The 14,700-nt window shown below is 63.4% G+C and carries 11 protein-coding genes; 9 read left to right on the forward strand and 2 right to left on the reverse strand.

What is annotated here, in order from left to right; translation table 11 throughout:
* Positions 1-42: 42 nt before the first annotated feature.
* A complete protein-coding gene (locus VSR34_RS12555) occupies positions 43-1,104 on the reverse strand; it encodes a phosphotransferase (RefSeq protein WP_342962623.1) in 1,062 nt (353 codons plus the stop codon).
* A gap of 245 nt (positions 1,105-1,349) precedes the next feature.
* On the opposite strand from VSR34_RS12555, the gene VSR34_RS12560 reads away from it, so the two are divergent.
* The 4 genes from VSR34_RS12560 to rsmA all read left to right on the forward strand — a co-directional run bounded on the left by VSR34_RS12560 (position 1,350) and on the right by rsmA (position 7,092).
* Positions 1,350-3,734, forward strand: a complete 2,385-nt coding sequence (locus VSR34_RS12560) for an LPS-assembly protein LptD (RefSeq protein WP_342962624.1) — start codon at positions 1,350-1,352, stop codon at positions 3,732-3,734.
* A gap of 101 nt (positions 3,735-3,835) precedes the next feature.
* Positions 3,836-5,203 (forward strand): peptidylprolyl isomerase, encoded by a 1,368-nt coding sequence (locus VSR34_RS12565; protein ID WP_028211814.1) that lies wholly within the window; start codon positions 3,836-3,838, stop codon positions 5,201-5,203.
* Between the two features lie 23 nt (positions 5,204-5,226).
* A complete protein-coding gene (gene pdxA, locus VSR34_RS12570; RefSeq protein ID WP_028211813.1) occupies positions 5,227-6,249 on the forward strand; it encodes a 4-hydroxythreonine-4-phosphate dehydrogenase PdxA in 1,023 nt (340 codons plus the stop codon).
* Between the two features lie 15 nt (positions 6,250-6,264).
* Positions 6,265-7,092, forward strand: a complete 828-nt coding sequence (gene rsmA / locus VSR34_RS12575) for a 16S rRNA (adenine(1518)-N(6)/adenine(1519)-N(6))-dimethyltransferase RsmA (protein ID WP_028211812.1) — start codon at positions 6,265-6,267, stop codon at positions 7,090-7,092.
* Between the two features lie 36 nt (positions 7,093-7,128).
* Here the strand turns inward: rsmA and panE are convergent, their stop codons facing one another.
* Complete coding sequence (gene panE / locus VSR34_RS12580) at positions 7,129-8,079, reverse strand: 2-dehydropantoate 2-reductase (protein ID WP_342962625.1); 951 nt, start codon at positions 8,077-8,079, stop codon at positions 7,129-7,131.
* A 172-nt stretch (positions 8,080-8,251) separates the two neighbouring features.
* Between panE and gloA the strand changes: the two genes are divergently transcribed.
* From gloA to VSR34_RS12605, 5 genes are all read left to right on the forward strand, one after another.
* Positions 8,252-8,638, forward strand: coding sequence for a lactoylglutathione lyase (gloA, locus tag VSR34_RS12585; protein ID WP_028211810.1), 387 nt, complete (start codon positions 8,252-8,254; stop codon positions 8,636-8,638).
* A 662-nt stretch (positions 8,639-9,300) separates the two neighbouring features.
* Positions 9,301-10,710, forward strand: coding sequence for an undecaprenyl-phosphate glucose phosphotransferase (locus VSR34_RS12590; protein WP_342962626.1), 1,410 nt, complete (start codon positions 9,301-9,303; stop codon positions 10,708-10,710).
* A gap of 158 nt (positions 10,711-10,868) precedes the next feature.
* A complete protein-coding gene (locus tag VSR34_RS12595) occupies positions 10,869-12,002 on the forward strand; it encodes a polysaccharide biosynthesis/export family protein (RefSeq protein ID WP_342962627.1) in 1,134 nt (377 codons plus the stop codon).
* Complete coding sequence (locus tag VSR34_RS12600) at positions 11,999-12,442, forward strand: low molecular weight protein-tyrosine-phosphatase (protein ID WP_342962628.1); 444 nt, start codon at positions 11,999-12,001, stop codon at positions 12,440-12,442. The genes VSR34_RS12595 and VSR34_RS12600 overlap by 4 nt, the downstream gene beginning before the upstream one ends.
* Positions 12,443-12,445: 3 nt before the next feature.
* Positions 12,446-14,659 (forward strand): polysaccharide biosynthesis tyrosine autokinase, encoded by a 2,214-nt coding sequence (locus tag VSR34_RS12605; protein ID WP_342962629.1) that lies wholly within the window; start codon positions 12,446-12,448, stop codon positions 14,657-14,659.
* Positions 14,660-14,700 lie beyond the last annotated feature (41 nt).

Here is a 14,700-nt window from a genome sequence, read left to right on the forward strand (position 1 = left end):
CCGTCGCCGGCGCGTGATTCGATTGGGTCATGGCGGCCCGTTTCAGAAGGTGTAAGCGACTTCGACGGCGCTGCCCTGCAGGTCGTCGATGAGGCGCGCGAAGGGAGCCAGCGGGCGGTAGCGGTGCGCGACCTTGCTCGCGTAGGCGAGAAAGCGCGGCAGGTCGTTCATGTAATGCGGTTTGCCGTCGCGATAGTGGATGCGGCAAAAGAGGCCGAGCACCTTGATGTGGCGCTGCAGGCCCATCCATTCGAGCTGGCGGTAGAACTCGCCGAAGTCCTGGTCGACGGGCAGTCCCGCTTTCTTCGCGCGCTCCCAGTAGTGCGCGAAGCAATCAAGCTCGAACTCCTCGTCCCAGCTCAGGAACGCGTCACGCAGCAGCGAGACGACGTCGTAAGTGATCGGGCCGTACACGGCGTCCTGGAAGTCGAGCACGCCGGGGTTGGGCGTGGCGATCATCAGGTTGCGGGGCATGAAGTCGCGCAGCATGAAGGTCTGCGGCTGGGTGCGCGCGCTCGTCACGAGCAGCGCGAAGGTGCGATCGAGCACGCCGCGCGTGGCCTCGTCGACCTTGCGGCCCAGATGGCGCTCGAGATACCACTCGGGCATCAGCTCCATCTCGCGGCGCATGAAGGCTTCGTCGAAGTCCGGCAGCACGCCCGCGCGCGAACTCAGCTGCCAGCGGATCAGCGCGTCGATCGCGTCGCGCATCAGTTCGCGCGAGCGCGGGCCGGGGCCGGCTTCCTGCAGCGTTTTCAGGTAGGGCGCGGTGCCGAGATCGGTCACGAGCATCAAGCCCGCGTCGAAATCCGCTTCGAGCACGCGCGGCACATGCACGCCCGCTGCTTCGAGCAACTGCGCGATCTGGGCGAATTCGCGGCATTTTTCGGGGGGCGGGGCGTCGACCGCGATGAGCGTCGCGCCATGCGCACCCGCGCTCGCGAGGCGGAAGTAGCGGCGAAAGCTCGCGTCGGCGGAGGCGGGCGCTAGCGTCGCGAGGTCGAGGGCGTAGCGTTCGGCGTGGCTGCCGAGCCAGGCGGCGAGCAGATCGCGGCGGCTGTCGGCTGGGGAAGCGGCGGGGGAATGCGCGGCAGAAAAGGTCATGAAAGCCAGAGGCAAAATCAGTGGATCAACGTCTTGCCATATAATACCCCACGACTTTTTTGACGCGACTCGCGCCAAAGCCCGCATGACGGTAGGTTCGCCGCATTCATCGCCGGTCCATCGTTCGATGAAATGTAATTGATTGTGTGCAGTCCGGCCTCGATCCGGTTCATCGGAAGGGCGGTGCGCAGGCGGGCCGCCATGACGGAGTGGGCGGCGGCCGGGCCGATTCGCCAAAACCATACATGCCGCCCAGACAGTTTTTCCAGACGATCTCCCTCAGTGACGACGGCGTGCCGGGCAAGCGGCGGCTCATCGCGGCACTCATGGCCGTACCGGGTCTGGTGCCTGCGCTCGCGCACGCCCAGCTCACGGGCGACGCCGCTCAGCCGCAGCAGCTGGACGGCCCGTGGAGCCTGCGGCTCGCGCCGCAACTCGAGGACCACATCAACGCGCCGGGTCAGCGCCCGGCGACTTTCGTGCTCGGCGATTCGACCACCGGCACCGTGGACACCGACCTCGCGGTGCGAGGCGCCGCGGAGCTGCGCCAGGGCTCGAACGTGGTGAAAGGCGACGCTCTTCACTACGACCAGGACACCGACATGGCCAACGCGTATGGCAATGTCGTGGTGTCGCAAAAGGGCACGACGTTCGTGGGGCCCGAGGCGCATCTGAAGGTCGAGGCGAACGAGGGCTTCATGCCCGCGCCGAAATACCATTTCACGCTCACGGGCGGCTCGGGCAGCGCCGCGCGCGCCGATCTGCTGGACAGCGAACGCTCGGTGCTCACGAACGGCACCTACACCGCGTGCCAGTGTTCGACCAATCCGGCCTGGTACATCAAGGGCAGCGAATTCGACTTCGACACGGGCAGCGACGAAGGCGTGGCGCACAACGGCGTGCTGTTCTTCCAGAACGTGCCGATCTTCGCGAGCCCGTGGCTGTCGTTCCCGCTCTCGGGCGAGCGGCGCAGCGGCCTGTTGCCGCCGACGTTCTCGATCAGCTCGACGAACGGCTACGAAATTTCGTTGCCGTACTATTTCAACATCGCGCCGAACCGCGACTTCACGTTCACGCCCGAGATCATCTCGAAGCGGGGCGTGTTCCTGCAGGGCAACTACCGGTATCTCTCGACGAACTACTCGGGCTCGATCACGGGAACGTTCCTGCCGGACGACGCGATCACGAAGACGAACCGCTACGCGCTGTTCATCCAGCACAACCAGAACTTCGGCAACGGGTTCGGCGGTTACATTTACTACAACAAGGTCTCGGACAATACCTACTCGTCCGACCTGTCGTCTCCGGCCAACCAGTTCCTGAACGGCACGCAGACGCTCTATCAGCAGGAAGCCGGCCTCACGTACAACAACGGTCCGTGGTCCGTGCTGGGTCGCTGGCAGCACTGGCAGACGGTCGAGTCGTCGACGCCGCCATACGGCCGAGAGCCGCAGTTGAACGTGAAGTACGCGAAGTACAACGTCGGCGGCTTCGACTACGGCATGGAAGCCGACTATTCGCGCTTCCGCATCACGGAAGCCAACGCGACCGAAGGCGACCGCGTCGTCTTCAATCCGTACCTGTCGTACTCCTTGATGGGGCCGGGTTATTTCGTCACGCCGAAGGTGCAATGGCACTTCGCGTCGTACAACCTTAGCAACATCGGCGCGCCGGGCACGACCTTCGGTTCGCCCGTCGGCACGCCGAAGAGCTTCACCGAATCGATCCCCACGTTCAGCTTCGACACGGGGCTCGTGTTCGACCGCTCGGTGCACCTGTTCGGCCAGGATTACATCCAGACGCTGGAACCCCGCCTGTACTACGTGTACACGCCGTACCACAACCAGCAGTTCGCGCCCCTTTTCGATACCGCCGAGTCGGACTTCGGGCTCGCGGAAATTTTCACGCCGAACACGTTCGTCGGTAACGACCGCATCGCCGACGCGAACCGCATCACGGCCGCGATCACCACGCGCTTCATCGACCCGGCCTCGGGCGACGAACGCGCGCGCTTCGTGCTGGCGCAGCAGTATTTCTTCCAGGACCAGCGCGTCACGCTCATTCCCGGCGAGACTAACGCGCAGGCGACGCATTCGGATCTGATCGCGGGCGCATCGCTGAAAATCGGGGGCGGTTTCGCTTCGGAAACGGCGTTCCAATATAATGCCGACAACAACGCGTTCACCAAGGCGAGCATCGGGTTCGGGTACAGCCCGGGACCGAGCCGCGTGCTGAACGTGGCGTATCGCTACACGCGCGCCAACACGACGCTCGAAAACACGCCGATCAACCAGATCCTGATCTCGGCTCAATGGCCGTTCTCGCATCGGGTGTACGCCGTGGGCCGCTTCAACTACGATCTGGACGGTCATCGGATCGTCGACGGCCTGGTCGGCATGCAGTACGACGCCGACTGCTGGGTTCTCGGTGTCGGCCTGCAGCGTTACGCGAACGGGGTCAATACGTCGGGCAGCCCGAGTTCGTCAACGCGCTTTCTCGCGCAGCTCACGCTCAAGGGGCTGTCGAACGTCGACAACGGACTCGTGGCGGCGTTCCGGTCCGCAGTGCCGGGGTACACGCAACTGCCGGGTGTGGCGCCGTCGCCGTCGCGCTTCACTGATTATCAATAACGCGTGACCCGGAGCGCATGGCTTGCGCGAGGCGCCTCGGGGCAACGCGGTGTCGGTTGCATAGAGACGGGCTGAGCGGGCCCGCCAACATTGGAGTATCTGTGGGAATCATGAAAAAGCTTCGCCTGGCAGCGTACGCTGCGAGTCTCTTCGCCGTCGCAGGCGTGTTGCCTGCCGTGTCGGCGCAAGCTCAAGGTCTCCCGGCCGGCAATGGCCAGGCAGTGGACACGATCGCCGCAGTGGTCAATGACGGCGTGATCACGCAGCGCGAACTCGACGGCCGCGTCGAACTCATCTCGCACCGTTTGCAGCAGCAAAACGCGCCGATCCCGCCCATCGACCAGTTGCGCTCGCAGGTGCTCAACCAGATGGTGCTGGAGCGCATCCAGCTCCAGAAGGCGAAGGAAGACGGCATCATCGTCGACGACGCCGCCGTGCAACGCACGCTCGAGCGCCTCGCCCAGGCGAACGGCATGGACCTCGCCACCTACCGCACGCGCATCGAGGCGGCCGGGGTGCCGTGGAGCACGTTCATGCGCGACGCGCGCACGGAACTCACGCTCTCGAAGCTGCGCGAGAAGGAAGTGGACAGCCGGATCACGGTTTCCGACGCCGAAGTCGCGAACTACATCGCGAGCCAGCGCGGGCCGAACGCAGGCCAGACGAGCGACCTGCATTTCCAGCACATCTTCATCAAGGCGCCGCTGAACGCTTCTGAGACCGACATCGAAGCCGCGCAGGCGAAGGCCAACGCGCTGCTCAAGGAGGCGCAGTCGGGCAGCAAGTTCGAGAGCCTTGCCAAGTCGAACTCGCAGGCGAGCGACGCAGGCAAGGGCGGTGACATGGGCTTCCAGCCGCAATCGAAGCTGCCGCCCGAGTTCGTGACCGCAGCTTCCACGCTGCGACCGGGCGAAGTGAATCCCTCGGTGATTCGCACCAACGACGGCTTCGAAATCGTGCGGCTCGTCGAGCGTCGCCAGGGCCAAGGCACGGCCGCCGACGCACCCAAGCTCGTGCAAACACACGTGCGCCACATTCTGCTGCGCGTGGGCGACGGCATGTCCGAGCCGCAGGCGCGTCAGAAGCTGCTCGAAATCCGCCAGGAGATCGGGGCGGGCGGCGACTTCGCCAAGTTCGCGCGCACCTATTCTCAGGACGGCTCCGCCTCGCAGGGCGGCGACCTTGGCTGGATCAGCCCGGGCGAAACCGTGCCCGAATTCGAGCGCGCGATGAACACGCTGCAGGACAATCAGCTCAGCGAGCCCGTGCGCACCGAGTATGGCTACCACCTGATCCAGGTGCTGGGCCGCCGCGACGCCGAAGGCTCGATCGCCCAGCAGATGGATCTCGCACGCCAGGCCATCGGCCAGCGCAAGGCCGAGCAGGCCTACGCCGACTGGCTGCGCCAGTTGCGTGACAGTGCCTACGTCGATTACAAGATCGCGGGCATGACGCCGCCGCACAACTGATCGCTTTGGAAAGGATTCGAGCCATGAACACCTCCGCAACGTCGTCGCCGGCTCCGCGGAGGGCGGGCCCGATCCGCATTGCCATCACCACCGGCGAACCGGCGGGCGTCGGCCCCGAGCTGACCGCCGCCGCGCTGGCGGGCGCCTCGGTGCACTGGCCCGATGCGCAGTTCGTCGTGCTCGGCGACAGCGCGCTCATCGAGACCCGCGCGCAAGCCGCTAACGTCGACTGGGCCGCCGTGCTGGCCAGTCAGCCCGTGCAGGTCGAGCATGTCGGGCTGGCGGCGCCCGCGAAGCCGGGCAAGCTCGACGCCGCTAACGGCCGTTATGTGCTCGCACTGCTCGACCGCGCCATTGACGGCGCGGTGTCCGGCGAGTTCGACGCGATCGTCACCGCGCCGCTGCAAAAGAGCACCATCAACGACGCCGGCGTGCCGTTCACCGGCCACACCGAATACCTGGCCGAACGCACCCACACGCCGCGAGTGGTCATGATGCTGGCGGGCACGGGCGCCCGGCCGTTGCGCGTGGCGCTCGCCACCACGCATTTGCCGCTCAAGGACGTATCGGCGGCGCTGACCGTCGACGGGCTCGTCGAAACGCTGCGCATCATCGACCATGATCTGCGGCACCATTTCGGTGTGCCGCTGCCGCGCATCCTCGTGACCGGCCTGAACCCGCACGCGGGCGAGAATGGCTACCTGGGGCGCGAGGAAATCGACACGATTTCGCCGGCGCTGACGGCCGCCGCCGCCGAGGGCATTGACGCTCGCGGCCCTTATCCCGCCGACACGCTGTTCCAGCCGCGCTACCTCAAGGACGCAGACTGCGTGCTGGCGATGTACCACGACCAGGGCCTGCCGGTCCTGAAATACGCGACGTTCGGCGAGGGCATCAACGTCACGCTCGGCTTGCCGATCGTGCGCACCTCGGTCGATCACGGCACCGCGCTCGACCTCGCCGGCACGGGCCGCGCGGACGCCGGCAGCCTGATCGCCGCCCTCGACACAGCCGTTTCGATGGCCCGCCACCGGCGCGCCATCTGATTGATTCCAGAGAAGATGTCCAACAGCAGCAGACAGCACCAGGGCCACTTTGCGCGCAAGCGCTTCGGCCAGAACTTCCTCGTCGACACGGGCGTGATCGACTCGATCGTCGACGTCATTCGCCCGCAGCGCGGTGAGCGCATGGTCGAGATCGGGCCGGGCCTCGGCGCCCTCACCGAGCCGCTCATCGAACGCCTCGCCACGCCCGAGTCGCCGTTGCACGCGGTCGAACTGGACCGCGACCTGATCGCGCGCCTCACCAAAAAGTTCGGCCCGCTCCTCGAGTTGCACGCGGGCGACGCGCTCGCGTTCGACTTCGGCTCCCTCGCGGCGCCGGGCGAGAAGCCATCGCTGCGCATCGTCGGCAACCTGCCGTACAACATTTCGAGCCCGCTGCTGTTTCATCTCGCCACGTTCGCCGATCGCGTGATCGACCAGCACTTCATGCTGCAGAACGAGGTGGTCGAGCGGATGGTGGCAGAGCCGGGCAGCAAGGCGTTCGGCCGCCTTTCGGTGATGCTTCAGTATCGCTACGTGATGGACAAGATGCTGGACGTGCCGCCCGAATCGTTCCAGCCGCCGCCGAAGGTGGATTCGGCGATCGTGCGCATGATTCCGTACGCGCCGCACGAACTGCCGAAGCTCAACGAAGCCCTGCTCGGCGAACTCGTGACGGCCGCCTTCTCGCAGCGGCGCAAGATGCTGCGCAATACGCTCGGCGACTATCGCGATCGCCTCGATTTCGACGCGCTCGGTTTCGATCTTGCCCGCCGCGCGGAGGAAGTGCCGGTGGACGAGTACGTGCGCCTCGCTCAGGCGCTGGACGAGGCAAGCGGCGCCTGACGTGCCGCGCCGCGTTGCCGGTGCGTTGCCGCTCGCTCAGGCTGCCTCGCTGCGTTGTGCTTCATAGGCCTTGAGCTGGCTATAGACGATGCGCAGCACCGAAAGCTCGTTCGAGGCTTGCCGCGCCGCGCCGCCGCGCCGGATCAGGTCGCCGAGCACATGATCGGCCTCGATGCGCGAACCGTTCTGCACGTCGCGCAACATCGAAGCGGTGAGCGGCGAACCCTCGGCGAACAGCATGGCGCGCGAGCGCTCGAGGAAGCTGTCGCGCACGGCGTGGCCGTGCCCGGCGGCAATCGCGCGGCATTCGGCGAACAGACGCTCGACGGTTGCGGCGCCGTCGGGTGTGGCCAGAATGACGCCAACGGGCGCCCGGAAAAGACAGGTGCTGCCCGCAAGCGACGCGAGGAACACCCACTTCTCCCACATCTCCTGAAGAATCTTGTCGCTCGCCTTCGCGTGGAAACCGGCGTTGCCGAACTCGTCCGCCACGGCTTGCACGCGCGCTGAGACACCGCCACCGAGCTCGCCGAAGGTGATGGCCTGCACGTCGTTGAGATGCACGATTTCGCGCTTGTCATTGAGCGTGGACGCAATCAGGCAGACGCCGCCCAGCACCGCCTGCGTGCCGAAGCGCGCCTGCAGCGCCTCCAGATGGCGCATGCCGTTGAGCAGCGGCAGGATCAGCGTGTTCGGACCGACGGCTGCGGCGAACGAATCGATTGCGTTGTCGAGGTCGTAAGCCTTGCAGCTCAGCAGGACGAGATCGAACGGTTGGCCGCCTTGCGCCTCTAGCGCTTTGCGGGTGACCGTCTTGATGTCGCGCAGGGTGAGATCGCCAGCCGGACTGCGGATCACGAGGCCGGATTCGCGCAATTGCGCGGCGCGCGCCTCGCGCACCAGAAACGTCACGTCGCGCCCTGCGGCAGCGAGCCGGCCACCGAAATAGCCGCCCGTCGCACCCGCACCGACTACCAGAATCCGCATGTTCACCCCTCGTTCCTTACGTTCTTTGCTTACATCCCGTCAGCGAACTTGCCCTGGCAAATTCGGGAATGGCGTTCATGCTAGAGCAAATCGGCACATCTTGCCGGCGCCGGCAGGGGCGGTGGGTTTTTGGTACAGTCCGGCTTTTGACGACGGCAAAACGGAGTTCACGATGCGCCTGCTACACACGATGATCCGGGTCGGCGACCTCGATCGCTCGATCAAGTTCTACACCGAACTGCTCGGCATGAAACTGCTGCGCCGCGAAGACTATCCCGATGGCAAGTTCACGCTGGCCTTCGTCGGGTACACGGACGAGCGCGACGGCACCGTGATCGAGTTGACGCACAACTGGGACACGGCTTCTTATGATCTCGGCACCGGGTTCGGGCATCTGGCCGTCGAGGTGGAAGATGCGTATGCGGCCTGCGCGAAGATCAAGGAGCAAGGCGGCACGGTGGTGCGCGAAGCCGGCCCGATGAAGCATGGGACCACGGTGATCGCGTTCGTGACCGATCCGGATGGGTACAAGATCGAGTTTATTCAGAAGAAGAAGTGAGATTTCTTCTCGCGACGGCCTCGGCGTATTCATACGCCCGTTTCGAGAACTGGATAAAACTTTAAATTGAATTGACACTCCGCCCAAAAATGAAAAGAAGAATAACGGGCGGCAGTGAATTCACATATCCTGTTCAAGCTCAAATCTGAGCATCTATAGCTTGTGCGAGGCTGCTGATCCGCCAGGATCTATTTATTTCGCATTACTGATTTATGGATGGGTGATCCCGGGATTGTCTGGGTCCGATTGACTGCAGACCTGATATCGAGATGCATTGCCCGCATCGCAGGAGAGGGTTTCAGACTCTTCCTATATACGCGACGCGTCTGTCAGTCGAGACTTCCATTCCTGGTCATTAGCCAGGCCGCGACCTGGCGATTCAGGCCCGCGCGTGCAATTCAGTATCCGGGGTATTCATCGCGATTCTCCCGGATTCGCATCCTCGTCGTACGTGCGAACGTCTTCGACTTCACTGGGAAATGGCGTGACGTGCAGACAACGTATCGATTCTCTCTTGATTCATCTCTTTCTGATTGTGGATTCAGGGCGTGGCTGGAACGTTCCCGGATGAACTTGCGGTAAGCAGTGATGGCTGGTCTGCGGCTGTCTTGAAGAGCCGTGTCGGTGGCGACGCGGCCAACTATTCATTCGTGGAAGATTTCATGCGCCTGCCTTGTCAAGCCTGTGAAGGAACGTCGCGACGTCGCGGCAACCTGTCCTCTCGTTTGCTCGATATCGCCGTGATCGCGTTTGGCGCTTCTTTCGCCTCGCGCTTCGAGGCGAGCGGCAGTCAACCCGGTTATGACAGTGCACTCGTGGCGTTTGCGCTGCTCGGGTCCGTGTTTCTTTTTCCGGCGTTCGGTCTGTATCGGGTCGCGCACCGGCATTCATTCTGGCATTGCGTTTGTGTTCCCACGCTCGCGTGGATCATTGCGCTCGCAGCGGCGCTACTGTTCGCTATCGCTTCCCTCGAGCCTTACCGGCCGTCCGGCGATTGGGTTGCGCGATGGGCGCTCTTCTCCGGACTCGGCCTCGTAGTTTGCCGTTTTGTCGAGCGCGCCCGCAGCGTGCGACGCGTGGAGCGAGCCGCACGCACGCGCGCCGTGGCAATCGTCGGCAGCGGGGCGCACTGCCGTCACCTGCTGCGCAAGGTTGAAGCGGCAAAGGACTCGACGTATCTCGTCGCGACGATCTTCGACACCGGTCCTGCGACCGGCGTGGCGCCGGGCATCGTGCCGGCATTTCGCGATCGCGAAGGGTTCGCCGGCTTCGTGCGGCGGCATCACGTGGAAGAAATCTGGCTGGCTTTGCCAGTCTCGGAAGAGAAGACGATTCTCGACTTCATCGAGCTTTTTCGCAACGACCTCCTGAACATCCGCTTCATTCCTGACGTGAGCGGGCTCGCGCTGTTCGAAGGCGAAGTGATCGATCTCGACGGCACGTCTGCTATCAACCTCGTCGGTTCGCCGCTGTCGTCGGATGCCCTTGTCGCGAAGGACATTTTCGATCGCGTGTTTGCGCTGGCCGCCGTGACGGTGCTCTTGCCGCTGCTCCTGATCATCGCGATTGCCGTGAAGCTCTCATCGCCAGGACCAGCGCTCTTCACGCAGCGACGCAAGGGCGCGAACGGCAAGGTCTTCAACATCTACAAGTTTCGCAGCATGCGCTTGCACGCCGCGGCGCGTGGCGTCGTCGAGCAGGCAACGCGTAACGACCCGCGCATCACACGCGTGGGAGCTTTCCTGCGCCGCACGAGCCTCGACGAGTTGCCACAGTTTTTCAATGTGCTGCGCGGCGAAATGTCGGTCGTCGGGCCGCGGCCGCACGCGATCGAGCATGACGCGCTCTATCAAAACATCGTGGATGGCTATATCCACCGCTATCGCATCAAGCCGGGCATCACCGGCTGGGCACAGGTTAACGGCTTCCGCGGCGAGACCGATCGCATCGAGAAGATGCGGGGACGCGTCGAACACGACTTGTATTACCTCAGCAACTGGTCCTTCTGGCTCGATATGCGAATTGTCTTCGCAACGGTCTTCAAGGGACTAGTGCACCGAAACGCCTATTGATTTGCTGGAACGTAGAAGTGGTGAAACGATCGATGAAACCGTTTGCTCATGCCGGGCGCCGGACGCCGCGCGACGTCGCCGGGCGCATTGCGGGTGCAAGTGCGGCTATTGCGCTTTGTGCCGCGCTCGGTGGTTGCGCGATCGCGCCTGGCATGCGCATGTCTCTGTCGAACGCTGCCACCCTGACGGAGGCGCCGAGCGGGCCCGATACCAGGACCGAGGCCGATGAGTCGATGGGCGGCGGCGGAGGTGTCGCCGGGGTGGGGAGCGGTGCGCTAGTCGCCAATGCGACCTCCGCTACACCCGAAGTGCCTGTTACCGAACTCAATGTCGAGACGGTGAAGCGCTTCCAGGAGGCGCGCCTGAGACAGCAGCAGCAGCAGGCCGAACTGCTTTCGGCGGCTCCGCAACCGTATGCGGTCGGCGCTGGCGACGTGTTGCAGATCGTCGTTTGGGATCACCCGGAACTGGCGGCGGCCATGGGCCCGACGCAGTCGCAGGCGTCCACGCGCCCCGGCGATCCGTTTTCCGGCTTCGTCGTCGACCAGTCCGGCAATCTCACGTTTCCCTACGCCGGCACGATGCACGTTGCGGGACTTCGCACAGAGGAAATTCAACGTTTGCTCACGGCGTCGCTTGCGCGCTATTTCGTCAAGCCGCAGGTCACCGTGCGTATCGCCTCGTACCGCGCCCACGAGGTGTACGTAGACGGCGAGGTGCGCAGCCCCGGTGTGGTCGCGGTGAATGACGTACCTATGTCGCTGTACGAAGCGATTTCGCGCGCTGGCGGATTCGCTGAGACAGCCGATCAAAGCGACCTCGTACTCGTGCGTGGGAACACATCTCACCGTATCAACCTGACGCAAATGGTGGCGAGCGGCTTGAGTCCGTCGCGGCTGTACCTCAAGCCCGGGGACATGCTGCGCGTCGTCGCCCGCGACGAAAACGACGTCTACGTAATGGGCGAAGTCAGCAAGCCGATTGCTGCGATTCCACGCCGCACAGGTCGTATCACGCTCGCGGACGCCATCGCGCAGGCGGGCAGTGTGAATTCGTCGACAGCGGACGCTGCGCAAATGTTCGTGATCCGCGGTGCGCTGAACGGCAAGCCGGAAGTCTTCCACCTCGACGGACGTTCGCCCGTGGCCATGCTCGTGGCAAAGGAGTTCGACCTGCAGCCGAAGGACGTCGTGTACGTCGATGGCAACGGCCTTGTCCGCTTCAACCGCGTGCTGACGTTGCTGATTCCCGCAATCAATGCCGGTTTGACCGCCGGGCTGGTGGCGAAATGATCGAGAGCGTTCTGGTCGTTTGCGAGGGCAACATCTGTCGCAGTCCGTTGGCGTGCGCGATGCTCGCGCGTTCGTTGCCCGGCATCGCCTTCAGTTCGGCGGGAACGCGCGCGCTGGTGGGTGAAAGCGCCGATCCCACCATCGTGGAATTGGCACGCGAACGTGGCGTGCCTCTGGAAGCACACATGGCATCGCAACTCACCGATGCGCAGGTTCGTGGCGCCGATCTGATCCTCACGATGACGAAGGGGCAACGCGAACAGATCGAACGCAACTGGCCATTCGCGCGCGGCAAGGTGTTCCGTCTGATCGAAGCAGAGGGCGTGGACGTCGTCGATCCGTACGGTCGACATCGCGCAACGTTCGATCTGGCCGTGGCACAGATCGAACACGGCGTCGCGCATTGGCGCCGCGTCCTGCAGGACAGCAAGATCCATTGAATCATGACTCTTCTTAAGAACGATCCGCATGCCAACGCCGCGGATGATGATGAAATCGACCTCTCGGAGCTCTTTGCGGTGCTTCGCGAGAACCTCACCCTGATTGGCATCGTCATGGCGATCGTGTTCGCCCTCGGAGCGGCTTATGCCTTTCTCGGAGCACCTGTTTATCGCGCTGACGCGATGATCCAGGTGGACGACGACTCGGGCGCGGGTTCGATCAACGACAAACTGGGCGATCTTGCGTCGCTGTTCCAATCGAAGGCCACCGCCGACGCGGAGATCGAACTGATTCGCTCGCGCACCGTGATGGCCGAAACGGTCGACCGGCTTCATGTCGATATCGACGCGCGGCCCCACTATTTCCCGCTGATCGGTGCGCCTGTTGCGCGCTATCGTGCTCAAGACAGCGACAAACTGCTTTCGCCATTGCTCGGAATGAAGCGCTACGCGTGGGGCGGAGAGCGTATTGGCGTGACCCGGTTCGACGTCCCGCGAGAGCTGTATCAGAAGAAGTTTGAACTGACGGTAATTGAAGCAGAGCGATATGAACTGAAAGACCCATCGGGCGACGTTGTCCTCCACGGGCGTGTCGGTGCGGTCGCGAGCGCAAGGACGCAATACGGACCCGTCACGCTCGAGGTGACGTCTTTGCTGGCACATGCCGGAACGCGCTTCGACCTGAAGCGTTTGTCGACTCAACTGACCGTTGCCGAGTTGCAGAAGAAGCTTGATATCGCGGAGAAGACGAAACAGTCGGGAATCATCGGCATGAAGCTGGATGGCCCGGACGCGGAGCGCGTGACGGCTATTGTCAATATGGTCGCGAGCCTTTATGTACAGCGCAACGTCGATCGCAAGTCGGCGCAAGCGCAACAGATGCTCGATTTTCTCGGCGAGCAGTTGCCCCAGCTGCGCGCCGCCCTCGACCAGGCTGAAGCCCGCTATAACGCATTTCGCGCGAAGTCTGGGGCGATCGATCTCGATGCCCAGGGCAAGCTGCTGCTGCAATCGGTTGTCGATTCAAAGACTCGCCTCACCGAACTCCAGCAACAACGTGCAGATCTCGTGCAGCGCTTCACGGCGTCGCATTCCAGTGTTGCGGCGGTAGATGCGCGCATTGCCGAGCTAGAAGATCAACAAGATCAATACGAGAAGCAGGTAGCAGCGTTGCCCGAGACGCAGCAGCAGGCACTGCGGCTCATGCGCGACGTGAAGGTCAACACCGACCTTTATATGAAATTGCTCGATAGTACCCAGCAGTTGCGCGTGTTGAAGGCGGGGCAGCTCGGCAACGTCCGCACGGTCGACTATGCAGTCGTGCCGGAGGAGCCGGTGAGGCCGCGGAAAAGTCTGGTACTGCCGCTGGCCTTGGTATCCGGGCTGTTAATTGGATGTGGGATTGCGCTCGCGCGCCGCATGTTCAACCGCGGGCTCGAGACCCCATCGGAAATAGAGCGCGCAGTCGATCTTCCGGTACACGCAATCATTTCACACAGCGACAAGGAATTGGCGCTGCGTCAATCTGTGCGCCGCAACCCCACTAGGCCTGCCGTTCTTGCGGCTGTGTATCCCGATGATGTAGCGGTGGAGGGGATGCGCAGTCTGCGTACGGCAATGCAGTTTGGCGTGCTGAAACCTGAAAACAACATTGTGATGCTCACGGGGCCGCGGCCGGGCGTCGGCAAATCGTTTGTGTCCGTGAATCTGGCAACGGTTCTGGCGGCTACGGGCAAGCGCATTCTGCTGATCGACGCCGATATGCGGCGCGGCGATGTTCATTTCTACTTCTCGATTGCACGCAAGCGGGGGTTCTCGGATCTCTTGACTGGTTGTGAACAGAGAGATGCTATCCACCGCGAAGTGCTACCGAATCTCGATGTCATTACGTCGGGCTCCATACCTGACCGCCCGGCCGAACTCCTCACGCGGGAGCGGCTTGGAGAAGTGCTGAAGGCGTTGGCGTTGAGTTACGACGTGGTGATTATCGACTCACCGCCCGTGCTCGCGGTCACGGACGCCGTTCTGATCGGTAAGCACGCAGGCGCCACTCTGATGGTCGTGCGCCATGGACGCCATTCCGCCGCCGAATTGCGCGAATGTACGCGCCAACTCACGAGCGCCGGTGTCGAGATCGATGGCCTGCTGCTCACGGATGTACCGGAGCGTGGCGCTTCCTACGGCGCGTATTCGAACTACAGCAAGAAGCCCGATTGAGGTCCGAAGTCCCACGCGGGCGCGAACTGCCTAAGGTTGTG

Origin of the sequence: Paraburkholderia sp. JHI2823 (genome assembly GCF_038900695.1) — a bacterium.
Lineage (GTDB): Bacteria > Pseudomonadota > Gammaproteobacteria > Burkholderiales > Burkholderiaceae > Paraburkholderia > Paraburkholderia mimosarum.

Excerpts from the sequence above, each read along its gene's own strand:
- VSR34_RS12605 (WP_342962629.1), top strand. The coding sequence starts at position 12,446 with ATGACTCTTCTTAAGAACGATCCGCATGCCAACGCCGCGGATGATGAT.
- VSR34_RS12555 (WP_342962623.1), bottom strand. The coding sequence starts at position 1,104 with ATGACCTTTTCTGCCGCGCATTCCCCCGCCGCTTCCCCAGCCGACAGC.
- VSR34_RS12560 (WP_342962624.1), top strand. The coding sequence starts at position 1,350 with ATGCCGCCCAGACAGTTTTTCCAGACGATCTCCCTCAGTGACGACGGC.
- VSR34_RS12590 (WP_342962626.1), top strand. The coding sequence starts at position 9,301 with ATGCGCCTGCCTTGTCAAGCCTGTGAAGGAACGTCGCGACGTCGCGGC.
- pdxA (WP_028211813.1), top strand. The coding sequence starts at position 5,227 with ATGAACACCTCCGCAACGTCGTCGCCGGCTCCGCGGAGGGCGGGCCCG.
- VSR34_RS12595 (WP_342962627.1), top strand. The coding sequence starts at position 10,869 with ATGTCTCTGTCGAACGCTGCCACCCTGACGGAGGCGCCGAGCGGGCCC.
- panE (WP_342962625.1), bottom strand. The coding sequence starts at position 8,079 with ATGCGGATTCTGGTAGTCGGTGCGGGTGCGACGGGCGGCTATTTCGGT.
- rsmA (WP_028211812.1), top strand. The coding sequence starts at position 6,265 with ATGTCCAACAGCAGCAGACAGCACCAGGGCCACTTTGCGCGCAAGCGC.
- VSR34_RS12600 (WP_342962628.1), top strand. The coding sequence starts at position 11,999 with ATGATCGAGAGCGTTCTGGTCGTTTGCGAGGGCAACATCTGTCGCAGT.
- gloA (WP_028211810.1), top strand. The coding sequence starts at position 8,252 with ATGCGCCTGCTACACACGATGATCCGGGTCGGCGACCTCGATCGCTCG.